Here is a 24316-nt window from a genome sequence, read left to right as displayed (position 1 = left end):
CACAGCCGGTCGTTCCCGGACCTCCGCACCAGTTATTGCCTGGCAAAACAGCCATTCAGGCAAAGCGGGAGGCCGGGCCAATAATTCGTATGGCCGTCATGATAAGCCGAAAATCCGTCATCATGGGCACGCTTTTAGCAATGAGCTTTGCAGGAATAAAGAGGCCAGGGGAACAAAGACGCAATAAAACTGCATCTCTGCCCCTGAATATCTTCACAGTAGCATCGGCATTGGCTGCCGAATGGTCTTAGTCAAGCGAGAAGTCGAAGCGATAGGTCGCCGACACGCCAACCATGAACTGGTCGCGCGAGCCGCGCTCCTTGACGATGCTCGAATCCTTCGCCGGGCCCTGCAGGCGGGTATACTCACCGAACAGGCTGGTATCGATCTTGTCGGTCGCCTTCCAGTTGATGGCGCCGCCGAAACCGGCCGATTTGAAACCCCCGCCGGGATTATATTCCGACAGGCCGGAAGCAGCAGATTCCTCGGCATCGACGCCGTAATAGGTCTTGAAATAGTCCTTCGACGCGAAGGTCGCGCGCGGACCCGCAGAAACGCGGATGACTGGCGTGACATCATAAAAGGCGTCAGCGGAAATGTCGGCAACCACGCCCTTATGGGCGCGAATGCCCTGGCGCACCTCGCCGCGCACGCGCATCCAGTCGGTCGGATAGACTTCGGCAAAGCCGCCCACTTCACCGCCGAACTTGGTGTCTTTCAGTCCGTGAATGTCGTCGTCGCGTTCGAACAGCAGCTTGCCTGCCAGACCGGCGCGGATGCGGTTGTTGTCGATCAGTGCGAAAGAGACATTGTCGTTGCGCGAGGAAAACCGCGTCGACTCGCCCTGACGGCCGAACGAAATCAGCGGCTGCGCGGAAAAGCGATATTTGTTCGAGCCTTCAAACTTGGGCGCAACCAGCCCGGCGGCGCCGACCTTGAGATACCAGTCACCAGACCAGAAATGCTTGCGGGTCGGCTGAACCGTCTCCGCGGCATAGATATCGGTCTGCTGCACATCGGCGGCATAAGCGATGGAACCGAAGGGAATGAGAGTGCCTGCAACGAGGGCCAGTGAGAGAATACGCAAAACAAATCTCCGACAAACAGCACCTCGAAAGTGCGCAAGGTGTTTAACACTCTCTGACCGAAATACGTAAAATTTAACTTAAATCTTAGGTGGAAAAATAGCTCTTTACAATTCACCTGAAAGAAAGAGCGCGATCCAGCTCTGAAAGCGGGCGCGCGCCGGCCAGCAAGGCGCGGGCCTCTTCTTCATCGCGCTTCATCTGCACGATCAGCGCGTCCAGCCCGTCGAACTTCACTTCACCCCGCAAAAAGCCGAAGAACGAAACGCAGGCGTCTTCGCCGTAGAGATCGCCGGAGAAGTCGAACAGGAATGTTTCAAGAAGCGGTTTACCGTCGCTATCCACCGTCGGGCGGCGACCAAAACTGGCGACGCCGTCATGCAGACTGCCATCCTGCCTGCGGAAGCGGACGGCATAGATGCCATGTTTCAAGCTGGTCTGGGCGCTGACCTGCATATTGGCCGTGGGGAAGCCCAGCGTGCGTCCAAGCTTCTTGCCGTGGATGACTTCGCCACAAACGGCATAGCGATAGCCGAGCAAACCTGCCGCTCCGGCAACATCGCCGTCGCAAAGCAGATTGCGAACCCGCGTGGACGAAACGAGATTGTCGCCCTCATCGGTAAATGCATCGACCAGCGTGACGTGGAAACCAGCGCCCTCGCCTGCCTGCAGGAGAAATTCCGGCGTGCCGCGCCGACCTTTTCCGAAATGGAAATCATAGCCAGTCACGACACGGCTGGCATGAAGCTTTTCGACCAGTATATGCTGCACGAAATCCTCCGCCGACTGGCTGGAGAATTCAGCGGTAAAAGGCTGTTCCACCACCGCATGGAAGCCCATATGCCGCAGGATTGATGCCTTTTCACGCGCATCGGTGAGGCGGTCGATCGGCTCGTCCGGCTTGAAGAAGCTGCGCGGATGCGGCTCGAATGTCAGCACGACCGCAGGCAGATTTTCCTTGGCCGCGATTTCCAGCGCCCGCTCGAGCACGGCCTGATGTCCGCGATGAACGCCATCGAAATTGCCGATGGCCACCACGCAATTGCGCAGGCGCTCCGGCAGGGTGTCGGTTCCCGAAAGGCGTTGGAAATCAGAGTTCGTCATGGTGTGCCTGAGTCTTGACTGGCTTATATCGGGGCTTGCTGATCAGACGAGTGCATAAAGCGAGGCGACCGGGCGATGGCCGTGTTTCTCCAGAAACGCTTCCATCTTCTCAAGATCGACAGCCCCGTTATCCGCATAATCGGCGGCGTGTACGCCGCCCGAAATATAGAGCACATCGAGACCGAAACCGGCAGCGCCCTTCACATCGGTCAGCACACCGTCGCCAATGCCGAGAATACGGCTTTTGTCGACGACGCCGCCGCGAATTTCTTCCGCCGCATGGAGCGCCGCCTCGTAGATCGGGCGATGCGGCTTGCCGGCGATCAACGTGCGCCCGCCCAGCTGGCCGTAATCGCGCGCAAGAGCGCCCGCACACCAGACAAGACGCGGACCGCGCTCAACCATGATGTCGGGATTGGCGCAGATGAAAGGCAGATTGCGCGAACGCAGACGCTGCAGCAGATCGGCGTAATCGGCAGGCGTTTCCACATCGTCATCGGCAAGACCGGTGCAAACGACACCATCGGCCTCGAATTCTTCCACCAGCTCCACATCCAGCCCGTCATAGATCGACAATTCGTTCTCACGACCGATATGCAGAACTTTGCGCGGACCTTCGGCGATCAGATCGCGGGTCACGTCGCCGGAGGTGACGACACGGTCATAGGTATCCGCAGGCACGCCCAGCATTTCCAGCTGCGCTTCGACACCCGGATGCGGGCGCGGAGAATTGGTGACGAGAATGACCGTGACGCCTCTGGCGCGGGCGCGCTTCAGCGCATCGACAGCAGCCGGATGTGCAGCAACGCCATTATGCACCACGCCCCAGACGTCGCAGAAGAACACGTCATACTGGCCGGCCAGGTCATCGAGGCTTTCAAGCTGCTTCATAGTCTTCCTCTTGATATTCCATTTCTGAGGCGAGCAATGCCCGCTTATCTGCGCTGCATGGGCTCCATCTAACGCAGCCGATCAAAACTGTCACGAGCTTTACCGCCAATAAGCCGAGAAAGCGCCGCGTCTAAACACCCCATCAGGAAAGACTTAATAAGCTTACTGGCAGATTCACCGATCATTTACCGCGCTTCGTGACCGACTGTTAGAAAGATGCTGCTAGGAACAGCGCACAACCTTTCGGTTCAACCAAAAGCAACACAACCTTTCGGGCGGGCGTGGATTTGAATAACTGGAGCGGACCAGCAAGGCGGCTATGCGCTGCCTGTGTGACCGGCTTTGCACGCAAGGCCAATTTCGGACGCCTTGCCGAAAGAGCAAACCGGTTTCGCGGGGATGAACGTGGCAATTTCGCGATGATCACCGCCATATTGCTGGTGCCGCTGCTCCTTGTCGGTATGGTCGCGATCGATGCGACCAATCTCATGCGCACCCGCAACAACGTGCAGGCCGCGCTTGACGCTGCGGCGCTGGCGGTCGGCAAGCGCTTTTCGACCGGCGCGAGCGAGGCCGACATGCAGGCCTATGGCGGCAAGGTCTTCAATGTGAACCTGACCGCCCTTGCCGCAGACCGCGTCGCCTTTGCCATCAACTTTCCTCGAACATCGAACGATGACCAGCAGATCGAGGCCACCGCAAGCTTCCGATATCCATCGCTGTTTGGTTCCATCGCAGCCCAGCTGACCAATTCGGCTGACGATTGGGACAACAAGCAATATGCGATGAGTTCCTTCGTCCGGTTGAAGAACACCGTCGAAGTGGCGCTTGTGCTCGATAATTCAGGCTCGATGAATGACACCGGCGCAGGTTCGAACAAGCAACGTCTGCAGTTGCTTAAAGATGCCGCAACGCAGCTTGTCGACACCATGGCTGCACAATCGGCGCTGATTACGCGTGTTGAAAAGCCGATACAGTTTTCGCTCGTACCTTTTGCCGGATCGGTCAATGTCGGGCCGAACTATCTTAAAGAAACATGGATGGACCCAAGCGGGACCTCCCCGGTCAACCTCGAAAACTTCACCCTGCCTGTTGAGATCGATAATACGCGCAGCATCATCGAAAACCCGAAAGGCAGCGGCCTTTACTTCAAATCGGGCAGCGGCTGGGGCACGGACAACAACAAGGCATTTTCCCGCGCCGCGCTCTATGCCGATCTTGCAAAGCGTTCGTCCGCCTCCTGGATTCCATGGGCGGGATGTGTCGAGGCGCGTCCCGGAGCATTGGCGCTGGACGTGACGCCCCCAACCGAGAGCAAACCGGAAACTCTGTTTGTGCCGATGTTTGGTCCGGCGGAGTATTACGATGTCGATTCGAAAAACAACCCGACGAGATCTTACGCTGAACAGCTGGTGGACGGACGATTTGAAATTGAGCGGCGCGGCCCGCCAGAAGGACCTCAAGAAATATTATCTGAACAACGTGCTGTCGAAGCGTTCTGATGGCGGTGGCCCGAATTACAGCTGTACTACTACAGCCATCACGCGCCTGACTGATATCACCAACGATGCGGGTAAGGCCACGATCAAGACGGCCATCAAGGCCATGCAACCGAATGGCGGTACGAATGTGCCCGAAGGCATGGCTTGGGGCTGGCGCACGCTCGTCCAGGGTGCACCCTTTACGGAGGGTCGCCCGTCGACCGACCGCGGCAACGACAAGGTCGTCATCGTGCTCACCGACGGCGCTAATACCTACTACACCTATAATTCGCTAGCAGGATCGAACAGGGATAAGGCCAGCAATCTGTCCTACTATTCGGCGCATGGCTATACGAGCCGCACCACGAAGGGCTACAGCCAGACCCGGCTGTTTCAGGAAAGCGGCGTCTCCGTTTCGCAAGATAACGGCGTCTACACCAAAGCGATGAATGCCCGCTTTGCTACGCTTTGCAACAACGCGAAAAATGCCAACATCATCATTATGACCGTCGCGGTGGACCTGAACAGCAGCAAAACGGACGAAAAAGCCCAGATGGAGCTTCTAAAAACCTGCTCGTCCGATTCCCGTGTTCGCCTCGACGGCGGCAAGCCAGCGAAACTGTTCTGGAACACCACGGGCGGCGAACTGGCCGAAACCTTCCGTCAGATCGGCGATGAGCTGTCAAACCTGCGCATCGCGGGTTGATCCTGCAAACCGAACCACCATATGCGGAGCGGGCCACCCGGCCCTCCGCATGTTGGGCCGCCCGATCCCTTCGCGAACGGTGCAAATTAACCATCATTCGCCTGTCAAATTTTTCAGGCAATCTTGACAAGAAAAGATACGGCCTCTATCTCAAAGGCACGTTAGCACTCTGGAAGAGAGAGTGCTAACAGCGCGGATCGGCTTGATCCGCATAACAGGGTTCAACGTCTATAACACCAAGGGTTATACCATGGCTGATATCAAGTTCCGCCCGCTTCATGACCGCGTCGTCGTTCGTCGCGTTGAATCGGAAGCAAAGACCGCTGGCGGGATCATTATCCCTGATTCCGCTAAGGAAAAGCCGCAGGAAGGCGAAGTCGTCGCTGCTGGCGCCGGCGCTCGTGACGAAGCTGGCAAGCTCGTTCCGCTGGACGTCAAGGCTGGCGACCGCGTTCTGTTCGGCAAGTGGTCGGGCACGGAAGTCAAGATTGGGGGCGAAGACCTGCTGATCATGAAGGAATCCGACATTTTGGGTATCGTCGGCTAATTCATTTAGCCCGGAGCATTTCCAGCAAAAGTGCTAAGCGGTTTTGCGTAGGATAATGCTTAAAAACAAAGAGACAGAGCGGTTTCGCTCCTGCCTCAAAACCAATTCACCATACCTGACCGGGATATTCCCAGGAGAGTAAAATGGCTGCAAAAGACGTAAAATTCGGTCGCACTGCGCGCGAAAAGATGCTGCGCGGCGTCGATATCCTCGCTGACGCTGTTAAGGTCACGCTCGGCCCGAAAGGCCGCAACGTCGTGATCGACAAGTCCTTCGGCGCTCCGCGCATCACCAAGGACGGCGTTTCGGTCGCCAAGGAAGTCGAACTGGAAGACAAGTTCGAAAACATGGGCGCACAGATGCTGCGCGAAGTGGCTTCCAAGACCAACGACACTGCCGGTGACGGCACCACCACCGCGACCGTTCTCGGTCAGGCCATCGTTCAGGAAGGCGCCAAGGCTGTTGCCGCTGGCATGAACCCGATGGACCTGAAGCGCGGTATCGACCTCGCAGTTTCGGAAGTTGTTGCAAACCTTCTCGGCAAGGCCAAGAAGATCAACACCTCGGAAGAAGTTGCACAGGTTGGCACGATCTCCGCTAACGGCGAAGCCGAAATCGGCAAGATGATCGCTGAAGCGATGCAGAAAGTCGGCAACGAAGGCGTCATCACGGTTGAAGAAGCCAAGACTGCCGAAACCGAACTCGAAGTCGTTGAAGGCATGCAGTTCGACCGCGGCTACCTGTCGCCGTACTTCGTCACCAACCCTGAAAAGATGGTTGCTGACCTCGAAGACGCCTACATCCTTCTGCACGAAAAGAAGCTCTCGAACCTCCAGGCTCTTCTGCCGGTTCTCGAAGCTGTCGTTCAGACCTCCAAGCCGCTCCTCATCATCGCTGAAGACGTTGAAGGCGAAGCTCTTGCTACCCTCGTCGTCAACAAGCTGCGTGGCGGCCTGAAGATTGCTGCCGTCAAGGCTCCTGGCTTCGGCGATCGCCGCAAGGCCATGCTCGAAGACATCGCGATCCTCACCGGTGGTCAGGTTATCTCCGAAGATCTCGGCATCAAGCTCGAAAGCGTTACGCTCGACATGCTCGGCCGCGCCAAGAAGGTGTCGATCTCCAAGGAAAACACCACGATCGTTGACGGTGCAGGCCAGAAGGCCGAAATCGACGCGCGCGTTGGCCAGATCAAGCAGCAGATCGACGAAACCTCTTCGGACTACGACCGTGAAAAGCTTCAGGAACGCCTTGCCAAGCTCGCTGGCGGCGTTGCCGTGATCCGCGTCGGCGGTGCAACGGAAGTTGAAGTGAAGGAAAAGAAGGACCGCGTTGACGACGCCCTGAACGCAACCCGCGCTGCGGTTGAAGAAGGTATCGTTGCTGGCGGCGGCACCGCTCTGCTCCGCGCTTCGGTTCAGATCAAGGCCAAGGGCATCAATGCTGACCAGGAAGCTGGCATCAACATCGTTCGTCGTGCGATCCAGGCTCCGGCCCGTCAGATCACGACCAACGCTGGTGAAGAAGCTTCGGTCATCGTCGGCAAGATCCTCGAAAACGGCTCCGACACCTTTGGCTACAACACGGCCAACGGCGAATATGGCGATCTGATCGCTCTCGGCATCGTTGACCCGGTCAAGGTTGTCCGTACGGCCCTGCAGAATGCAGCTTCGGTTGCTGGCCTGCTGATCACCACGGAAGCCATGATCGCTGAACTGCCGAAGAAGGATGCAGCTCCGGCTGGCATGCCTGGCGGCATGGGCGGCATGGGCGGCATGGATTTCTAAGAAATCCATAAAGCACGCCCATGAGTGGATAAGCCTGCGCCGCAAAGCGGCGCGGGTGGCGGCATGGACTTCAAGCAAGTCCATAAAGCACTACTTTAAAGAGAACCTCCGGTTTCGACCGGAGGTTTTTTTTATGCCTAAAGGACTGATGCAACGCCCAATTATGCACCCGCTCCGATGCGGGATCGCGACCACTGGGCGCCTTTCTGTTACGCAGCGTAACCATCTGTGATTTATAAAAAATTTACCCTTCGCCCCCTTTGCCCAAGATAAAATTCTATTTTAGCAAGTTCTCATTGACTTGAGGCAACCATTCGTGGTCAATCCGGTTGAAATGAGATGGACTTCCAGTTTGCCCCCGCACCCCGGAAGTCCTGTCTCAGGCGACAGGAAAGGCAGGCTTCGGCCTGCCTTTCCACTTTCAGACGCTTCTTTCACAGATTTCCGGCGACCACATTTTTGTGCGTATTTGCGAATGCAGGCCCGTTCGTGCTTTTGCCCGACGCGCTTCAACTTGCCTCCCGCCGATTTTGCCCTATCGTTATCGCAACGGAAAGAGGACGGAAAATCTCATGCGCAAAGAATTGCCTATCGACACTGCCCCCAAGGATGGTCGCAAGATTACGGTCGTCTGGACCGACGAAGACGACCAGCGGAATGAATCCATCGCGCAATATCGTTCGCTGGCGCAATTGAACGCTGGCGGGGGGCAGTGGGACGAGACCGACACCGGCTGGTGGACCTTCACCGACAGCAAGACCCAGCGCAAGATCGAACCGACCGCGTGGATCTCCGAAACCGAGGGCGGCGACGACGATAATGAAGACAACTGAAGAACGCGGAAATTTTCCGCTCAAATAAAGTTGAATTTTATAATCATATTTTGTCAAATAGCGACGTAAGGAAAATACGGAGCTACCAATCCCTCGGTAGTGCTATATTCATTGCCATGACGCCCGGTTGCGGGCTGAAAGCTAGCCGGAGACATGAAATGACCGCCACGCGTACCGAAACAGATACTTTCGGACCGATCGATGTTCCCGCCGACCGCTATTGGGGCGCGCAGACGCAGCGCTCCTTGCAGAATTTCAAGATCGGCGGCGAGCGCATGCCCCTGCCGCTCGTCCATGCTCTGGGCGTTGTGAAACGCGCCGCAGCGGAAACCAATATTGCGCTCGGCAAGCTTGATCCGGTTCTCGGTCAGGTCATCGCGGTTGCAGCTTCCGAAGTGATTGAAGGCAAGCTTGACGATCATTTTCCGCTCGTCGTCTGGCAGACCGGTTCCGGCACGCAGTCGAACATGAACGCCAATGAAGTGATCTCCAATCGCGCCATCGAACTGCTTGGCGGCGAAAAAGGTTCCAAGAAGCCGGTTCATCCGAACGACCACGTCAATATGAGCCAGTCGTCCAATGACAGCTTCCCGACAGCGATCCACATCGCCACGGCGGTTGAAGCCGTCAATCGCCTTTACCCGGCGCTGGAGCATCTGACCAAGGCGCTCAAGGTCAAGGAAGACGCCTTCCGGGACATCATCAAAATCGGACGCACCCATACGCAGGATGCAACGCCCGTCACGCTTGGGCAGGAATTTTCCGGCTATCGCGCAGCGCCTGAATATGCGCGTCATCGTATCGAGCAATCGCTGGCCGATGTTTTCCTGCTTGCGCAGGGCGGTACGGCGGTGGGCACCGGTCTCAATGCGCCGATTGGCTTCGACACCGGTTTTGCCGATGCGGTCAGCGAAATCACCGGCCTCTCCTTCAAGACCGCGCCGAACAAGTTTGAAGCGCTGGCGAGCCATGGCGCGGTTCTCAACTTCCATGGCAGCCTGAACGCGCTGGCGGCTGATCTGTTCAAGATCGCCAATGATATCCGCTTCCTGGGTTCCGGCCCGCGCTCCGGCCTTGGCGAATTGTCCTTGCCGGAAAACGAGCCGGGCTCGTCCATCATGCCCGGCAAGGTGAACCCGACACAGGCGGAGGCCATGACCATGGTGGCAACGCAGGTCTTTGGCAACCAGACCGCCGTGACTGTCGCCGCGAGCCAGGGCCATTTCGAACTGAACGTCTTCAAGCCGGTCATCGCCTATAACGTCCTGCAATCGATCCGCCTGCTCAGCGATGCGATGGTCTCTTTCGCCGATCATTGCGTGGACGGCATCGAAGCCAATGAAACCCGCATCAAGGAATTGCTGGACCGGTCGCTGATGCTGGTGACCGCGCTGGCGCCCGCCATCGGCTATGACGGTGCAGCGAAGATCGCCAAAACCGCACACAAGAACGGCACGACCCTGCGCGAGGAAGCGCTGGCGAGTGGGCTTGTGAGCGCCGAAGACTACGACCGGCTCGTCCGGGCGGAGCGCATGATTGCGCCTGAATAATCAGGGGCAAATGATCGTCTACATGCAGTGAACGAACTGTCGAGAATTATACGTCTTTTCTTGACAGTAGTTAGTCGATAATTGGTGGCTTAGTTCAACAGGAGATAGCTCCCCCATGTCCTCGATTACCCCACAGTCCAACGGCGCTGTAACACTCATCGCCCGCGTGTTTCTTTCGATCCTCTTCATCATTGCCGGTTTCGGCAAGCTGACGGCTATTTCCGGCACGGCTGGTTATTTCTCCAGCATCGGCCTCCCGCTTCCAACGGTTACGGCTGTGGTCGTCGGCCTCGTTGAGTTCGTGGGCGGCATCGCCATTCTCGTTGGCTTCCAGACCCGTATCGCAGCCGCCATCGTCGGCCTGTTCACCATTGGTGCAACGCTCGTTGCGCACATGGACTTTTCTCAAGGCATGAACGCCCTGATGGCGCAGAAGAACCTTGCCATCGCTGGCGGTCTCTTCCTGCTCGCTCTGCATGGCGCAGGCTCGCTGTCGATCGACGCCAAGCGCGGCTGATCAAAGCCTGAATCACAACGCACCGCCTTCGATACTATTGGGCGGTGCGCATGAAATGAATAAAGCCGCGTCCGCATGAAACATCGGGCGCGGCTTTTTTGTTCTGCTCTCGACCGCTTTCGCACCGCCAGCGCGAACACGCAATTTTTATCGAAACAACCTTTTCAGAATCTTCTTCCGATATAGTTTGTGCGGGCAGAGCACCCCGATAATTAAGCCTCCCATTTCAGCATTTAATGACCACCGCTCCGCAAACGATCCATTGCATGCCCAAATTCCTCCCCAAGCATAGATTGTAGAGAAAAATGTCTGTTTCCACCGCAACCCGCAGTCAGTCTCCCACTGGCTCAACCCCTGTTGGAAATTTCGGTTTCGCGCTGACCAGCCTGACCGTTCTGTTCTTCATGTGGGGCTTCATCACCAGCCTCAACGACATTCTGATCCCGCATCTGAAGAACGTCTTCCAGCTCAACTATACCCAGTCGATGCTGATCCAGTTCTGCTTCTTCGGCGCATACTTCATCGTATCCCTGCCCGCCGGAGCATTGGTCAAACGCATCTCCTATAAACGCGCCATCGTCGTCGGCCTTGTGGTCGCTGCGATTGGCTGCGCGCTGTTCATCCCGGCGGCGTCATACCGGGTCTATGGGCTGTTTCTCGGTGCGCTTTTCGTGCTGGCTTCCGGCGTGACGATCCTGCAAGTATCGGCAAACCCCTATGTGACGATCCTCGGCAAGCCGGAAACAGCCGCCAGCCGCCTGACGCTGACACAGGCGTTCAACTCGCTCGGCACTACGATTGCACCGCTTTTCGGCGCATTGCTGATCCTGTCTGCTGCAACCACCGACGCTACCGTCGCGTCCGAAGCGGATGCAGTCAAATTTCCCTATCTCCTGCTGGCACTGGCCTTCGTCGTCCTCGCCATCGTCTTCGCCATCCTGAAACTGCCGGATGTGGAAGCGGAAGAAAGCGCGGTCGCGGACGAAGGTTCTGCCTGGCAGTACCGGCATCTGGTGCTGGGCGCCATCGGCATTTTCGTCTATGTGGGCGCGGAAGTCAGCGTCGGCAGCTTCCTCGTCAATTTCCTGAGTGACCCGAGCGTGGTCGGACTGTCCGAAACCGAAGCTGCGCATCACGTCGCCTATTTCTGGGGTGGCGCCATGGTTGGCCGCTTCATCGGTTCGGCAGCCATGCGCTATATCGATGACGGCAAGGCGCTGGCCTTTAATGCCGTCGTGGCCATTCTGTTGCTGCTCCTCACGGTCGCGACAATCGGCAATGTCTCCATGTGGGCGGTTCTGGCCATTGGCCTGTTCAACTCGATCATGTTCCCGACCATCTTCAGCCTGGCGCTGCATGGACTTGGCAAACATACCAGCCAGGGTTCAGCAATTCTCAATCTCGCCATTGTCGGCGGCGCGATCATTCCGCTGATCCAGGGCGCGCTGGCGGATACGGTCGGCCTTCATTACGCCTTCCTGATGCCGATCATCTGCTATGTCTATATCGCCTTTTATGGCCTCGTTGGCAGCAGACCGAAACGCTAATCCAAAACACAAAAGCCGGTCTGAACTCAGACCGGCTTTTCATTGAACGTCATAGCATAACGAAAGCGTCAGGCCACGAGACCCTTGCGGATACGCTCGGCAATTTCCGCGACACGGGCATTGCCATGGCTGCGGCGCGCCGAGACGAGGCAGGCCTGCGAGCGCAGGATGATGCCATCTTCCAACACCTTGAGACGATTGGCGCGCAAGGTGGAGCCGGTGGACGTAATATCGACAATCATGTCGGCGGACCCTGCCGCCGGAGCGCCTTCGGTCGCGCCGAGGCTTTCCACGATGCGATAGACCTGAATGCCATGCTTTTGCGAGAAGAACTGCTGCGTCAGACGCCAATATTTAGTGGCGATGCGCAAACGGCGACCATGACGCTGGCGAAAATCGGCAGCCACGTCATCAAGGTCGGCCATGCTGGTCACATCGCGCCAGACTTCGGGCACGGCGACAACAACATCGGCGTGACCGAAACCCAGTTCCGCCTCGATGGCCACGCGCTCATCGGCATGGGCCAGTGTTTCGCGCACGAGGTCTTCGCCTGTCACGCCCATATCAACGCTGCCATAACCCAGCTCGCGGGCAATCTCGGAAGCCGACAGGAACAGGATATCGAGATCGTCTTCGCCTTCGACGCGCGCACGATAATTACGGTCGTCATCCGGCAGGATCACCTTGTAACCGGCCTTTTCGAGAACGGCGAGCGTCTGTTCCTTCAGCCGCCCCTTGGACGGCAATGCCAATGTGACGCTCATTTCGTTGCTCCCGCCAGCACTTGCAGCCGGTCCAGCCAGATCGAGAAGCCGACGCCGGGAATGTTTTCGGAAGCGCCGAGCATGGTCAAAAGCCGGTCGTAACGACCGCCGCCCGCCAGAACCGCATCCTTTTCTACGGCCGCGGCGCGGATTTCGTAAACGAGGCCGGTATAATAATCGAGCGGACGCCCGAACGACGCGTCATAGACGATATCGCTGGTCTTGATGCCAGCCGCGGCAATCGCTTCGGCACGGGCTTCGAATTTCTGAAGCACAGCGCCAAGATCGAGCGCATTTTCGGATGCGAAGGCCCGCAATGTCACCGCCGCGGAATCGAGCGTGACATGGGTTTCCAGAAACTGCTTGAGCAGATCGAGCGCCGAAGCGGGGAACCGCGTGGCGGCCAGATCTTCCTTTTCGATCAGGCGGCGGGCGATTTCCGCAGGCGAACGGCCAGCGCCCGGCGAAATGCCAGCTTCCAGCATTTCTGCTTCCAGCGTGCGCGCAAGGCCGGTTTCGTCACCTTCTGCAACGAGAACGGCCAGCGTTTCCGGCAGCGAATCGCGCAGCTTGTCGCCCGTCAGTTCGGCCAGAGCCAGTTGCATGGAATGCGCATCACCGAAGGAACGCAGCAGCTTCTTGCGCCAGCCCTGCGGCAAACCAAGCGCTTTCAGCATGCCTGCGAAAACCGACTGGTCACCCAGCACGATTTCGAGCTTGGCTTGAGGGACAACGGAACGCACACAGGACAGCGCATCGGCAATCGAGCGCGCATCCGAAGCCGCTTCATCGGCAGCACCCAGATCCTCGATGCCTGCCTGAAGAAACTCAGCCGCGCCGTCACGGCGCTGGCGAAACACTTCGCCGAGATAAGCGTAACGCTTCGGCGTTGCGGCATTGAGCGCAATATGGTTGCGGCAGACCGGAATGGTGAATTCCGGCCGCAGGCACAGGCTGTCGCCATTCTCGTTTTCGGTGAGGAAAATGCGACGGCGCAGATCCTCGCCCGCCATATCCAGAAATGGATCGGCAGGCTGGATCAGCGGTATTTCCACCAGATCGGCATCGCGCGCATCAAGCTCAGTGCGAAGCGCGTTGAAAACCGGCGATGTGCGCGTTGCAACCATGATTCCGATCACTTTGCGGCTTGAGCGCGGTCCTGCGCCTGACTGCTGAGAATTTCCCGAACCGCTTCGACCAGTCCGTCTTCCTTGACGGTGATCTGCGCCGGACGGCTCTCGCGCCAGGTCACATTGTCCTCAATCTCGGCGGAAAGGCGCTTGCCCTCGACCAGATCCTTGATCTGCACTTCACCGGCTTCGCGCTCCTGCGAGCCCTGAATGATCACGCATGGCGCATCGCGACGGTCGGCATATTTCATCTGCGCCTTCATGCCGGAACCGCCGACATACATTTCAGCGCGGATGCCCTGCTGCCGCAGATCGGAGACCATCTTCTGATAACGACCGAGGCTTTCCGTGTCCTTGTCCATCACCAGCACGACGACCGGGCCGACGACATCCGACACATCCAGCTTGCCGAGGTTTTTCAGCGCCGTCATCAGGCGCGAAACGCCGATGGAGAAGCCCGTCGCCGGAACCGGCTCGCCACGGAAACGCGACACGAGGCCGTCATAACGACCACCGCCGCCAACCGAACCGAACACGACCTTCTGGCCGTCTTCATTGGTCACGTCGAACAGAAGTTCGGCTTCGAAAACCGGGCCGGTGTAATATTCAAGACCGCGCACCACGGACGGGTCGATCTTCACGCGGCCATCATAGCCGCCTGCCGAGAACAGCGCCTGCATGTCGGAGAGTTCGGTGACACCTTCTTCGCCCTTGGCATTGCCTGCAACGACGGCGCGCAGATTGGCAATCGTATCGGCTCCGGTCGTACCACCGGCGGCGGTAAAGGCCAGCACCTTTTCAATTGCAGCAGGGCTAAGTTCAGCACCCTTGGTAAAATCGCCGCTTTCGTCGAGGCGACCCTTGCCGAGCAGAAGGCGCACGCCCTCCGGGCCGAACTTGTCGAGCTTGTCTATGGCGCGCAGCACGTTCAGGCGCTTGGCAGCATTGCCCTCGCCTTCAAGGCCGATGGCATCCAGCACACCGTCCAGAACCTTGCGGTTGTTGACGCGGATCGCATAGTCGCCACGACGAATGCCAAGGCGCTCCAGTGTGTCGGCCATCATCATGCACATTTCGGCATCGGCAGAGACGTTCGGCGCGCCAACCGTGTCGGCGTCGAACTGCATGAACTGACGGAAGCGGCCCGGGCCCGGCTTCTCATTGCGGAACACCCAGCCATTGCGATAGCTGCGATAAGGCTTCGGCAGCTGCTCGAAATTTTCGGCGACATAGCGCGCCAGCGGCGCGGTCAGATCGTAGCGCAGCGACAGCCACTGCTCATCGTCATCCTGAAAGGAAAACACACCTTCATTCGGACGGTCCTGATCCGGTAGGAACTTTCCGAGCGCGTCGGTATATTCCACCAGCGGCGTTTCCACCGGCTCAAAGCCATAGAGGTCATAGACTTCGCGGATCGTCGCCATCATCTTTTCGGCGGCGCGCAAGTCGTCCGGAACCCGATCGACAAACCCGCGCGGCAGCCGCGCCTTCATCTTGTCCGCTTTATCGGCCATTTTTCCTGCCTGATCGCTAAATATATACAATACATGCCGGAAAAACCGGCAGCAAACCCGTTGCCGGTTTCCTAACCGATCAAGTCCGTTGCGGCAAGTGCGGGAAGCGTGTTCAGCGTGCGGCAATGGCGACGGCAGCGCCCGCCATCACGCCAGCGCTGGTTCTATTGGCAATGCGCATCATGCGCGGGCTGCGCAAAACGCGCCGGGCCTGCGCGGCCAGCACCACCCATGCGGTGTCTACTGCCGCCAGCACGACAAACATGACAGCCAGCAGTTCTGCCCAGCCGACAAGCGAAACGTGGTTGATATTCACGACCGTCGGCAGAATGGCGATGTAAAAGACCATGATCTTCGGATTGCCGAGCGTGACGGCAAGTGCACTGAGAAAAAGCTTGCGCCCTTCACCCTCGCGCGGAATGGCGTTTTCATCCGCTTCTTCATTGACCGGGGCGGTCCACATTTTCCACGACAGATAGATCAGATAGGCCACGCCCGCATATTTCAGCACCAGAAACGCGGTGTGGAAGCTGTTGGCGAGAGCGGACAGGCCCCAGACGGCAAGCGACAGCCACACGGCATCGCCGAGCCAGAGGCCAAACATGAATGGAAAGACGCCCTTATGCCCACGGCTGATGACACGCGCAACCAATGCGCCGACATTCGGCCCCGGCGTGCCCGCAGCAACGACCAGAATACCCGCGAAAGCAATGAGCGATGTCAAATCCATAGCCAATCTCCGAACAAGCGCGTTTTTCTGGCAGAAAGACTGCTCCTTAGCAATCCCTGTTTCTTGGCGCGTAGCTTATTGGGGCCGCTTGAATGCCTGCCGCAGTTTTTCTATTTGGGCACGGCAGTGGCAGCCTTCGATGTGGTCGTTGACCAGACCCATGGCCTGCATGAAGGCATAAACCGTTGTCGGCCCGACGAAGGACCAGCCGCGCTTTTTCAAATCCTTGGAGATGCGGATGGATGTATCGGTTTTCGGATTGGCCACCAGCGTCGGATAATCGACCACGGCGGGGCGGTCCGCCGCACCCGGCTCGAACGACCAGAAATAGGCCGCTAGCGAGCCCTTTTCCGCGACCAGTTCAATGGCGCGGTTTGCATTGTTGATGGTCGATTCGATCTTGCCGCGATGGCGCACGATACCCTTGTCGGCGAGCAGGCGTTCCACGTCTTTTTCGTCATATTGTGCAACGCGGTGGAAATCGAAGCCGTCGAATGCCGTGCGGAAATTTTCGCGCTTGCGCAAAATCGTCAGCCACGACAGCCCCGACTGGAAACCTTCAAGGCATATCTTCTCGAACAACCGGAAATCGTCGGAGACCGGCACGCCCCATTCATTATCATGATAGGCGAGATAATCCGGCAAGACGCCCGGCCAGAAGCAGCGGGTCTTGCCATCCTCGCTGACGATCAAACCTGTCTTGACCTCGGCAACATCACTCATTTTCCCGCCTCCATTTTCTTAGCTCACGACACTATCCGAAAACTGTTTCCCACTTTTCGGGGACATGCGCAAAGCTTCATCGATCATTAAACATGTGACGCAACCCGACGCTAACCACAACTCTACTTAGAGCTTCAGGCAGGCAGAACACGCGACCGAAATTTACCTTTACGATTCCATTGGGGCGCACAATCCCGTCATGAAATTGAACGTTGTTCTCCTGACAGGGCATGTCAGGAGGTGCAGCCAGGCAACCGCGCCAATGAACCCAGACAGGTGAAGAAACCCGGATGATGGCGCAAAGAGGGACGGATCTGGACCATGAAACCACGTCATCTTCTTTTGATCGGATCGCTCGCGGCGATTGCCGTTTCCGTCGTCAGCACCGGCATGGCCTTCGCCAGTGAACGTTATGCAACCCTGCCGCCGGTCGCAGTCAGTCCCGATCTGTCCGCGCCTTGGGTAGCGCAGCTGCACGGCCAGCCTGCTCGCGTGCGCCAGATGCCAGACGGCACCGTCCAGCAGCCCGTGCGCCGCACAACGGTCAAGCAACGCCAGAAGCAGAAATCGAGCTATCGTCAGGTTTCGTACCAGCGCCCGGCGCAAAACCCGGCCACGGCACCGGCCAAGCGCCAGATCGACCCGGCCTATCTGCCGCAGAGCGTTTCCTATTCCGGCAAGGAAAAGCCCGGCACCATCGTCATCGATACAGGCAAGCGCTTTCTCTATCTGGTCGAATCCGGCGGCACGGCGATGCGTTATGGCGTCGGCGTCGGCAAGCAGGGCTTTAGCTGGAAAGGTTCGCAGCGCATCAGCCGCAAGGCCGAATGGCCAAGCTGGACGCCGCCGAAGGAAATGATCGCCCGCGAGCGCAAGAAGGGCCGCATCCTGCCTGCGCGCATGGATGGCGGTGTCAACAATCCGCTTGGCGCACGCGCCCTTTATCTCGGTTCCACGCTTTACCGTATTCACGGCACCAACCAGCCATGGACCATCGGCAAGGCCATGTCTTCCGGCTGCATCCGCATGCGCAACGAGGATGTGACCGATCTCTACGAACGGGTTCCCATCGGCGCCCGCGTCGTGGTTCGCTGACCCGTTGCGGAACAGTTTTACAGTTGAACAAAGCCGCCCTGTCCGCAGGGCGGCTTTTTCCATTCATAATTCTGAAACGTTGGATTATTTGAGGAAAAGAGCCTGCAACAAGTCGCAAAACGACCTGAAAAGGCTTTTGCTTTTCCCGCGAACACCCATATGCTGCCAGTGATGATTTGAGAAAATATGGACGGAGCCGCCAGAGGGCGGCCAGAAATGCGGTTGTACCGGATATGAGCCGGTGCCGTATTTTGATGGAGGGAAAGGATAGTTCATGACCGTACCGACCGTAAAACTGAATGACGGCAACCATATTCCGCAGCTCGGTTACGGTGTCTGGCAGGTGGGCAATGATGAAGCGGTTACAGCGGTCAGCGAAGCACTGAAAGCGGGCTACCGGCACATCGACACTGCCGCGATCTATGGCAATGAAGAAGGCGTTGGCAAAGCCATCAACACTTCGGGCATTGCACGCGGCGACATCTTCCTGACGACCAAACTCTGGAACAGCGAGCAGGGCTATGAGTCGACGCTGAAAGCGTTTGCGACCAGCCTGAAAAAGCTCGGCACCGATTATGTGGATCTCTATCTGATCCATTGGCCGATGCCTTCCAAAGACCTGTTCATGGAAACATGGCGCGCCTTCATCAAGCTGAAGGAAGAGGGCCTCGTGAAGTCCATTGGCGTGTCGAACTTCCGCACCGCCGATCTTGAACGCATTCTCAAGGAAAGCGGCGTCACGCCGGTTCTCAACCAGATCGAGCTGCATCCGCAGTTCCAGCAGGACGAGCTGCGCCTGTTCCATGGCAAGCACAACATCGCCACGGAAGCCTGGAGCCCGCTTGGGCAGGGCAAGATTCTGGAGGACGAAAAGCTGAAGGCGATTGCCGCGAAACACGGCAAGTCTGTCGCGCAGGTTATCCTGCGCTGGCATATCGAGACCGGCAATATCGTCATTCCGAAGTCGGTCACGCCCGCGCGCATCAAGGAAAATTTCGAGGTCTTCGATTTCAGCCTCAATGGCACCGATCACGATGCCATCACCAAGCTGGACAAGACCGATGGCCGTATCGGCCCGAACCCGGCCACGTTCTCTGCGGGCTGATCCAAAGCATTCGAACAAAAAGCCGGGCACCTGCCCGGCTTTTTCTATCGCAATAATTTCAGACTACCGGTCAGTGAGCGGACCCATTTGGCGGGACCGGCGATCCCCACCCCATCAATGACCTCGGCGGCAAGATCGCGGTTCGGAAACGTGGTTTCATATTCCGCATAGACATGCATTGCCCGCGCGAAGGCTGGAAAGGCCACAACCGCTTCCCTGTCTTCATGTGCAGCCGCTTTCAACAGGATCGACCGGATCGTTTCCGCGTCCGCTTGCAGGATCGGCACAGGACGGTCGGAGCTGATGTCGATGGCGACGCCTGAGCGATCAACCAGTTGCCGCGCCGCAACTTGCGGCAGCTGCGCACCAAGTCCGATTGAGATGGCCGCGACCGTATTTGCTAAAAGGCCCTGCGCCAGATCAGGGTTGACGATAACGGCGAGACGCAGATCTTCCTGCATGATGGCTCCAGAATTTTGGTGTTTCTGTCTGAGAAATACACCGCATCTCCGGGGCGATCCTGCCTTTCTTACCTGATTATGATCATGATAAGGTAGCTTCTACCCAAACTTACTATAATTCAGGTAGATTTTATGAGCATGCTGGAACCGTCCGATATTCGCATTCTCGAAGCTTTGCAGGAAGACGGTCGCCTGACCAATCAGGCGCTGGCCGATCAGGTCGGCATGTCCACCTCCCCCAGTTGGCGCAAGATGCGCAAGCTGGAAGACGATGGCGTGATCGACGGCTATCGCGCCAATCTCAATCGCAAGGCAATCGGTCTTGGCGTCATGGCCTTCGTGCGGATCAAGATCGACAGTCACAGCGAGTTGGAGGCGGAACAGTTCGCCGCCGAGCTGATGGACCTCGACGACGTGATCACCTGCTACAGCATCGCTGGCGATGCCGACTTTCTGCTGCAGGTGGTCTCACGCGATCTCGACACCTATGCCGATTTCGCCATGTCCACACTCCGCCGCCTGCCGCGTATCAAGGAAATGCAGACGACCTTCGTTCTGAAAGAAACGAAAAGCTTCAAGGGCTTTCCGTTGCACTATGCCGCGTCAGTGAAGACGGGAGCCTGAGAGAGCGACCGGCTTCGGCCCGCCATAGGCCCAGTCGATCAGCTCCACCGTGTGGACAATCGGCAACTTGCTGCCGGTGGCGATCTGGGTCATGCAGCCGATATTGCCGGTTGCGATCAGAGCCGCACCCGTTGCCTCGATATTCTTCACCTTGCGGTCGCGCAGCTTGGCGGCAATCTCCGGCTGCATGATGTTGTAGGTGCCAGCCGATCCGCAGCACAGATGCCCTTCCAGCGGTTCCTTCACCGTAAAGCCCGCTTTTGAGAGCAGGTCTTTAGGCTGCCGCACAATTTTCTGCCCATGCTGCATCGAGCAGGCCGAGTGATAGGCGACCGTCAGTGGCTGCGGCGCATCGGGTTCCGGCAGGTCGATGACGGTCAGATATTCGGTGATATCCTTTGCCAGCGCCGAAACCCGCGCAGCCTTGTCCTGATAGGCCGGATCGAGCCGCAACATGTACCCATAATCCTTGATCGTCGTGCCGCAGCCGGACGCCGTGACGATGATCGCGTCGAGACCGCCCGCCTCGATCTCGCGCATCCAGACATCGACATTGTGCCGCGCCTGTTCCAGCGCCTGCTCCTCGCGGCCCATATGGTGAACCAGCGAACCGCAGCACCCTTCGCCCTTCGGTGTCACCACTTCGATGCCGAAGCGGTTGAGAAGTCGCAAGGTGGCGGCATTGATACCCGGATTGAGCACAGGCTGCGCACAGCCGTTGAGAATTGCCACCCGACCGCGCTTTTCGCCCTTGGCGGCGCTGATGGTTTCGACGGGAACCGCCGCTGGCAGGCTTTGCGGCGCGAGATCAAGCATCGCCGCCATGGGTTTCAGGGCGTCGCTCTTGCGCAAAAGCGGCGCAAACGGCTTGCCGAGCTTTGCCAGTTTCAGCGCTGCGCGGAACCGGCCCGGATAAGGCAGAACCTGCGCCAGAACACCACGCAGAAAGCGGTTCATGAACGGGCGCTTGAAGGTTTTCTCGATATGCGCGCGGGCATGATCGACCAGATGCATATAATTGACGCCTGAAGGACAGGTCGTCATGCAGGAAAGGCACGACAGGCAGCGGTCGACATGGCGCACGACTTCCTCATCCGCAGGACGCCCGTTTTCCAGCATGTCCTTGATCAGATAAATGCGCCCTCGTGGGCTGTCGAGTTCATTGCCCAGCGTCACATAGGTCGGGCATGTGGCCGTGCAGAAGCCGCAATGCACGCATTTGCGCAGGATTTTTTCCGATTCCTGAACGCTCGCGTCGAGCAGCTGGTCGGGGCTGAAATGGGTTTGCATCGTGTCACGCTCCAACCTGATGAGAATGCATGCGGCCCGGATTGAGAATATTTTCCGGATCGAATTGCTGCTTCAACCGCTGCGACAAGGCCGCAAGTGCTGTTGGCTGCGGTTCGAAAACGTCAACACCGGCGCGGATCGCCTCCGGCGCGCGCACCAGCGTCGCATGCCCGCCGCCATGTCTGGCGATCAGCTTGCGCAAGATCTGCGCTTCCGGGTCGGCCTCCATCCGCATCCAGATCAAGCCGCCTTGCCAGTCATAATAGGCATCGACGCCTGCATGACGACGGAACTCGTCCACCATCTGCCAGCCCTGCATCGGCGTCATCGAAACACGCCATACAGCACGATTGTCGCCCGCATTGGCATAAGGCAGGACATCGCGCACTTCGCGCCAGAGCTGCTGCGATTGCGCCCCGTCGAGCGCTTCCACCATGCCGGACTGGCGGAGCAATGCCTGCAATTGGCGGCTGCGATGCTCGACCGAAGGCGCAAAGCCCTCAAGCCGCAACACGGTCGCCGCTTCCCAGCCGAGCTTTCCATCAAGGAAGCGATTGGCAACCGTCGGCGGCAAATGTGCTGCCGAAGCGACCTCCTCGCGCGATCCCATAGCCATGGCCATGACACGCGCCGCCTGTTCGTCGGTCAGCCCGCGCACGACAAGCGTGGCCGCCGTTTCCGGCTTCGGCAGAACCTTGAACGTCACCTCGGTGGCGACGCCCAGCGTGCCCCAGGAATTGGCCATGCCCTTGGACAGATCATAACCCGTCACATTCTTGACCACGCGACCGCCGGACTTGAACAATTCGCCCCGTCCCGACACAACGCGCACGCCAAGCACATGATCGCGCGCAGCACCCGCCTTGAGACGGCGCGGACCAGACAGATTGGCAGCCAGCGCGCCGCCGATCGTGCCGCGACCGCGCTCGCCCGACAGCAAAGGACCGTAATCCATCGGTTCAAAATGGAAGCACTGATTGTTGTCGGCCAGAAGCTTTTCAATCTCGACCATCGGCGTTCCGGCCTTTGCCGAGAGCACCAGTTCGTCCGGCTCGTACAGGGTCACGCCCGTAAGCTGCGACACGTCGAGCACGCGGCCCGCATCGACCCTGTGTCCAATGCCGCGCTTGGAGCCATGGCCGATAATTTCCAGCGGGGTGGAGCTGGCCAGCGCGTCCTGCACCGCATCCAGAACGCCCGCCTCATCCTGCGGCTTTAGAATATTTGCATCGCTCATGATCAAAACCACAACTCAGAATCGGGGAACATCCGGGAAGGCCAGCTCGCCGCGATGCACATGCATGCGACCAAGCTCGGCGCAGCGGCGCAATTGCGGAAACACCTTGCCCGGATTGAGCAGATGCTTGGCGTCGAAAGCACATTTGACGCGCATCTGCTGGTCGAGATCGATGTCATTGAACATTTCCGGCATCAGATCGCGTTTTTCAATGCCGACGCCATGTTCGCCGGTGAGAACACCGCCAACTTTCACGCAGAGCCGCAAAATATCTGCGCCGAAATTTTCGGCTGCTTCCAGTTCACCGGGGATATTCGCATCATAGAGGATCAGCGGATGCAGATTGCCGTCGCCTGCGTGGAACACATTGGCCACCCGCAATCCGTATTTCTCGGACAAGTCGCGCATGCCCGACAGGACACGCGGCAGTTCCTTGCGCGGAATGGTTCCATCCATGCATAGATAGTCGGGCGAAATGCGCCCCACCGCCGGGAAAGCTGCCTTGCGCCCGGCCCAGAAAGCCAGACGCTGCTCTTCCGACTGCGACAGAATGCAGGTCGTGGAACCATTGCGCAGTGCGAGCGCCTCAACCCGTCCGATCAGGTGATCGACCTCGACCGGCGGGCCGTCGAGTTCGACGATCAACAGCGCTTCCACGTCGAGCGGATAGCCAACGCGCACAAAATCCTCCGCCGCCTTGATGGCGGGTCGGTCCATCATTTCCATGCCGCCGGGAATTATGCCTGCGCCGATAATATCGGCCACACACTGGCCGGCCTGCTCGCTGGATGGAAAGCCGACCATGACGGCGCGCGCCGTTTCCGGCTTTTGCAGGATACGCACGGTGATTTCCGTCACCACGCCCAGCAGTCCTTCCGAGCCGGTCATCAGACCCAAAAGATCATAGCCCTCGCTGTCGAGATGCTTGCCGCCGAGGCGCAACACCTCGCCGGTGATCAGCACCATCTCGATGCCCAGAACATTATTCGCTGTCAGGCCATATTTCAGGCAATGCACGCCACCGGCGTTTTCCGCCACGTTGCCGCCAATCGAGCAGGCAATCTGCGACGACGGATCGGGCGCATAATAAAAGCCCTCATGCTCAACGGCTTTGGTAATGCCGAGATTGGTCACGCCCGGCTGCACCACGGCGACACGGTTGGGATAATCGATTTCGAGAATGCGGTTGAAGCGCGACATGCCGAGCAGCACCGCATCCTGCAAGGGCATGGAACCGCCCGACAGCGATGTGCCCGCACCGCGCGGCACGACGCGAATGCCATTCTCGTGGCAATAACGCAGAACTTGTGAGACCTGATCGACCGTTTCCGGCAGCACAACCACCAGCGGCAGCGAACGATGCGCCGTCAGGCCGTCGCTCTCGAACACACGCATCGCATTGACCGTATCGACCACGCCCTCGCCCGGTACGATATCGCGCAGATCATCCACGATCTGCCCGCGCCGCTGCATGACGGACGCATCCGGCTCCGGCATAATCAATCCGCTCATTTGCTCCTCCGCCGCTGGGCAGACCCTCTTCGTCAAGGTGCCGCCAGCCTTCAAATGCCGCCCCGGTTTTCATCCTCGCTTGAGAA

23 protein-coding genes are annotated in these 24316 nt (G+C 58.4%); 11 read left to right on the top strand and 12 right to left on the bottom strand.

Annotated elements, in window-relative coordinates:
* Nucleotides 1-247 precede the first annotated feature (247 nt).
* From QLQ11_RS12070 to QLQ11_RS12060, 3 genes are all read right to left on the bottom strand, one after another.
* Entirely contained in the window at nucleotides 248-1087 is an 840-nt protein-coding gene (locus tag QLQ11_RS12070; protein ID WP_283736269.1) for a MipA/OmpV family protein, read from the bottom strand.
* Between the two features lie 112 nt (nucleotides 1088-1199).
* On the bottom strand, nucleotides 1200-2189 hold the full coding sequence (locus tag QLQ11_RS12065; protein WP_109367800.1) for a bifunctional riboflavin kinase/FAD synthetase: 990 nt from the start codon (nucleotides 2187-2189) through the stop codon (nucleotides 1200-1202).
* 42 nt (nucleotides 2190-2231) lie between these two features.
* Nucleotides 2232-3080 carry a TIGR01459 family HAD-type hydrolase gene (locus tag QLQ11_RS12060; protein WP_109367801.1) on the bottom strand — a complete coding sequence of 283 codons (849 nt, stop codon included), beginning with the start codon at nucleotides 3078-3080 and terminating at the stop codon, nucleotides 2232-2234.
* A gap of 281 nt (nucleotides 3081-3361) precedes the next feature.
* On the opposite strand from QLQ11_RS12060, the gene QLQ11_RS12055 reads away from it, so the two are divergent.
* The 8 genes from QLQ11_RS12055 (at nucleotide 3362) to QLQ11_RS12020 (ending at nucleotide 12045) form a co-directional block, all read left to right on the top strand.
* Nucleotides 3362-4582, top strand: a complete 1221-nt coding sequence (locus tag QLQ11_RS12055) for a pilus assembly protein TadG-related protein (RefSeq protein ID WP_371835982.1) — start codon at nucleotides 3362-3364, stop codon at nucleotides 4580-4582.
* The gene (locus tag QLQ11_RS12050; RefSeq protein ID WP_371835981.1) at nucleotides 4512-5267 is read left to right on the top strand and encodes a hypothetical protein; all 756 of its coding nucleotides are present in this window, start codon (nucleotides 4512-4514) and stop codon (nucleotides 5265-5267) included. The genes QLQ11_RS12055 and QLQ11_RS12050 overlap by 71 nt, the downstream gene beginning before the upstream one ends.
* A 250-nt stretch (nucleotides 5268-5517) precedes the next feature.
* On the top strand, nucleotides 5518-5814 hold the full coding sequence (gene groES / locus QLQ11_RS12045) for a co-chaperone GroES (RefSeq protein WP_109368036.1): 297 nt from the start codon (nucleotides 5518-5520) through the stop codon (nucleotides 5812-5814).
* A 143-nt stretch (nucleotides 5815-5957) separates the two neighbouring features.
* Nucleotides 5958-7598 carry a chaperonin GroEL gene (gene groL / locus QLQ11_RS12040; protein ID WP_109367802.1) on the top strand — a complete coding sequence of 547 codons (1641 nt, stop codon included), beginning with the start codon at nucleotides 5958-5960 and terminating at the stop codon, nucleotides 7596-7598.
* A gap of 572 nt (nucleotides 7599-8170) precedes the next feature.
* Nucleotides 8171-8431 carry a hypothetical protein gene (locus tag QLQ11_RS12035; RefSeq protein ID WP_109367803.1) on the top strand — a complete coding sequence of 87 codons (261 nt, stop codon included), beginning with the start codon at nucleotides 8171-8173 and terminating at the stop codon, nucleotides 8429-8431.
* A gap of 158 nt (nucleotides 8432-8589) precedes the next feature.
* Nucleotides 8590-9981 carry a class II fumarate hydratase gene (gene fumC, locus QLQ11_RS12030; RefSeq protein WP_371835980.1) on the top strand — a complete coding sequence of 464 codons (1392 nt, stop codon included), beginning with the start codon at nucleotides 8590-8592 and terminating at the stop codon, nucleotides 9979-9981.
* Between the two features lie 115 nt (nucleotides 9982-10096).
* Nucleotides 10097-10498: a DoxX family protein gene (locus tag QLQ11_RS12025; RefSeq protein ID WP_109367805.1), complete on the top strand. Its 402-nt coding sequence runs from the start codon at nucleotides 10097-10099 to the stop codon at nucleotides 10496-10498.
* A 305-nt stretch (nucleotides 10499-10803) separates the two neighbouring features.
* A complete protein-coding gene (locus QLQ11_RS12020) occupies nucleotides 10804-12045 on the top strand; it encodes a sugar MFS transporter (RefSeq protein ID WP_109367806.1) in 1242 nt (413 codons plus the stop codon).
* A gap of 68 nt (nucleotides 12046-12113) precedes the next feature.
* Here QLQ11_RS12020 and hisG read toward each other — a convergent pair whose 3' ends face one another.
* The 5 genes from hisG to QLQ11_RS11995 form a co-directional block, all read right to left on the bottom strand.
* Nucleotides 12114-12809 (bottom strand): ATP phosphoribosyltransferase, encoded by a 696-nt coding sequence (gene hisG, locus QLQ11_RS12015; RefSeq protein ID WP_109367807.1) that lies wholly within the window; start codon nucleotides 12807-12809, stop codon nucleotides 12114-12116.
* Nucleotides 12806-13936, bottom strand: a complete 1131-nt coding sequence (locus QLQ11_RS12010; RefSeq protein ID WP_109368037.1) for an ATP phosphoribosyltransferase regulatory subunit — start codon at nucleotides 13934-13936, stop codon at nucleotides 12806-12808. The genes hisG and QLQ11_RS12010 overlap by 4 nt, the downstream gene beginning before the upstream one ends.
* An 8-nt stretch (nucleotides 13937-13944) precedes the next feature.
* The gene (hisS, locus tag QLQ11_RS12005; RefSeq protein WP_109367808.1) at nucleotides 13945-15453 is read right to left on the bottom strand and encodes a histidine--tRNA ligase; all 1509 of its coding nucleotides are present in this window, start codon (nucleotides 15451-15453) and stop codon (nucleotides 13945-13947) included.
* Nucleotides 15454-15565: 112 nt separating this feature from the next.
* Nucleotides 15566-16183 carry a LysE family translocator gene (locus tag QLQ11_RS12000; RefSeq protein ID WP_109367809.1) on the bottom strand — a complete coding sequence of 206 codons (618 nt, stop codon included), beginning with the start codon at nucleotides 16181-16183 and terminating at the stop codon, nucleotides 15566-15568.
* Nucleotides 16184-16258: 75 nt separating this feature from the next.
* The gene (locus tag QLQ11_RS11995; RefSeq protein WP_109367810.1) at nucleotides 16259-16906 is read right to left on the bottom strand and encodes a DNA-3-methyladenine glycosylase I; all 648 of its coding nucleotides are present in this window, start codon (nucleotides 16904-16906) and stop codon (nucleotides 16259-16261) included.
* Nucleotides 16907-17227: 321 nt separating this feature from the next.
* Here QLQ11_RS11995 and QLQ11_RS11990 point away from each other — a divergent pair, with 321 nt between their 5' ends.
* Nucleotides 17228-18001, top strand: coding sequence for a L,D-transpeptidase (locus QLQ11_RS11990; protein WP_121538905.1), 774 nt, complete (start codon nucleotides 17228-17230; stop codon nucleotides 17999-18001).
* Nucleotides 18002-18275: 274 nt separating this feature from the next.
* Nucleotides 18276-19106: an aldo/keto reductase gene (locus tag QLQ11_RS11985; RefSeq protein ID WP_109367812.1), complete on the top strand. Its 831-nt coding sequence runs from the start codon at nucleotides 18276-18278 to the stop codon at nucleotides 19104-19106.
* Between the two features lie 44 nt (nucleotides 19107-19150).
* On the opposite strand, the gene QLQ11_RS11980 is transcribed toward QLQ11_RS11985, so the two are convergent.
* Nucleotides 19151-19567 (bottom strand): DUF2000 domain-containing protein, encoded by a 417-nt coding sequence (locus QLQ11_RS11980; protein ID WP_109367813.1) that lies wholly within the window; start codon nucleotides 19565-19567, stop codon nucleotides 19151-19153.
* A 132-nt stretch (nucleotides 19568-19699) separates the two neighbouring features.
* Here QLQ11_RS11980 and QLQ11_RS11975 point away from each other — a divergent pair, with 132 nt between their 5' ends.
* The gene (locus QLQ11_RS11975; RefSeq protein WP_109367814.1) at nucleotides 19700-20191 is read left to right on the top strand and encodes an Lrp/AsnC family transcriptional regulator; all 492 of its coding nucleotides are present in this window, start codon (nucleotides 19700-19702) and stop codon (nucleotides 20189-20191) included.
* On the opposite strand, the gene glcF is transcribed toward QLQ11_RS11975, so the two are convergent.
* The 3 genes from glcF to QLQ11_RS11960 are packed head-to-tail and all read right to left on the bottom strand — an operon-like array spanning nucleotide 20171 to nucleotide 24230.
* Entirely contained in the window at nucleotides 20171-21481 is a 1311-nt protein-coding gene (gene glcF / locus QLQ11_RS11970; protein ID WP_109367815.1) for a glycolate oxidase subunit GlcF, read from the bottom strand. The two genes, QLQ11_RS11975 and glcF, sit on opposite strands and share 21 nt — an antisense overlap.
* 4 nt (nucleotides 21482-21485) lie before the next feature.
* Complete coding sequence (gene glcE, locus QLQ11_RS11965) at nucleotides 21486-22718, bottom strand: glycolate oxidase subunit GlcE (RefSeq protein WP_109367816.1); 1233 nt, start codon at nucleotides 22716-22718, stop codon at nucleotides 21486-21488.
* Between the two features lie 15 nt (nucleotides 22719-22733).
* On the bottom strand, nucleotides 22734-24230 hold the full coding sequence (locus tag QLQ11_RS11960) for an FAD-linked oxidase C-terminal domain-containing protein (RefSeq protein ID WP_109367817.1): 1497 nt from the start codon (nucleotides 24228-24230) through the stop codon (nucleotides 22734-22736).
* Between the last annotated feature and the right edge of the window lie 86 nt (nucleotides 24231-24316).

The organism is Ochrobactrum sp. SSR (genome assembly GCF_030067775.1).
Lineage (GTDB): Bacteria > Pseudomonadota > Alphaproteobacteria > Rhizobiales > Rhizobiaceae > Brucella > Brucella teleogrylli.
Note: the sequence above shows the minus strand (reverse complement) of the source record. Positions and strands in the feature narration are given on the sequence as shown.

What these genes read in the sequence shown, in the direction of transcription:
- QLQ11_RS11975 (WP_109367814.1), top strand. Translation starts at nt 19,700, where the DNA reads ATGAGCATGCTGGAACCGTCCGATATTCGCATTCTCGAAGCTTTGCAG.
- QLQ11_RS12060 (WP_109367801.1), bottom strand. Translation starts at nt 3,080, where the DNA reads ATGAAGCAGCTTGAAAGCCTCGATGACCTGGCCGGCCAGTATGACGTG.
- QLQ11_RS12020 (WP_109367806.1), top strand. Translation starts at nt 10,804, where the DNA reads ATGTCTGTTTCCACCGCAACCCGCAGTCAGTCTCCCACTGGCTCAACC.
- groES (WP_109368036.1), top strand. Translation starts at nt 5,518, where the DNA reads ATGGCTGATATCAAGTTCCGCCCGCTTCATGACCGCGTCGTCGTTCGT.
- QLQ11_RS12000 (WP_109367809.1), bottom strand. Translation starts at nt 16,183, where the DNA reads ATGGATTTGACATCGCTCATTGCTTTCGCGGGTATTCTGGTCGTTGCT.
- QLQ11_RS11990 (WP_121538905.1), top strand. Translation starts at nt 17,228, where the DNA reads ATGAAACCACGTCATCTTCTTTTGATCGGATCGCTCGCGGCGATTGCC.
- groL (WP_109367802.1), top strand. Translation starts at nt 5,958, where the DNA reads ATGGCTGCAAAAGACGTAAAATTCGGTCGCACTGCGCGCGAAAAGATG.
- QLQ11_RS12065 (WP_109367800.1), bottom strand. Translation starts at nt 2,189, where the DNA reads ATGACGAACTCTGATTTCCAACGCCTTTCGGGAACCGACACCCTGCCG.
- QLQ11_RS11960 (WP_109367817.1), bottom strand. Translation starts at nt 24,230, where the DNA reads ATGAGCGGATTGATTATGCCGGAGCCGGATGCGTCCGTCATGCAGCGG.
- QLQ11_RS12010 (WP_109368037.1), bottom strand. Translation starts at nt 13,936, where the DNA reads ATGGTTGCAACGCGCACATCGCCGGTTTTCAACGCGCTTCGCACTGAG.
- glcF (WP_109367815.1), bottom strand. Translation starts at nt 21,481, where the DNA reads ATGCAAACCCATTTCAGCCCCGACCAGCTGCTCGACGCGAGCGTTCAG.
- fumC (WP_371835980.1), top strand. Translation starts at nt 8,590, where the DNA reads ATGACCGCCACGCGTACCGAAACAGATACTTTCGGACCGATCGATGTT.
- hisG (WP_109367807.1), bottom strand. Translation starts at nt 12,809, where the DNA reads ATGAGCGTCACATTGGCATTGCCGTCCAAGGGGCGGCTGAAGGAACAG.
- QLQ11_RS11980 (WP_109367813.1), bottom strand. Translation starts at nt 19,567, where the DNA reads ATGCAGGAAGATCTGCGTCTCGCCGTTATCGTCAACCCTGATCTGGCG.
- QLQ11_RS12035 (WP_109367803.1), top strand. Translation starts at nt 8,171, where the DNA reads ATGCGCAAAGAATTGCCTATCGACACTGCCCCCAAGGATGGTCGCAAG.
- QLQ11_RS12025 (WP_109367805.1), top strand. Translation starts at nt 10,097, where the DNA reads ATGTCCTCGATTACCCCACAGTCCAACGGCGCTGTAACACTCATCGCC.
- QLQ11_RS11995 (WP_109367810.1), bottom strand. Translation starts at nt 16,906, where the DNA reads ATGAGTGATGTTGCCGAGGTCAAGACAGGTTTGATCGTCAGCGAGGAT.
- QLQ11_RS11985 (WP_109367812.1), top strand. Translation starts at nt 18,276, where the DNA reads ATGACCGTACCGACCGTAAAACTGAATGACGGCAACCATATTCCGCAG.
- hisS (WP_109367808.1), bottom strand. Translation starts at nt 15,453, where the DNA reads ATGGCCGATAAAGCGGACAAGATGAAGGCGCGGCTGCCGCGCGGGTTT.
- glcE (WP_109367816.1), bottom strand. Translation starts at nt 22,718, where the DNA reads ATGAGCGATGCAAATATTCTAAAGCCGCAGGATGAGGCGGGCGTTCTG.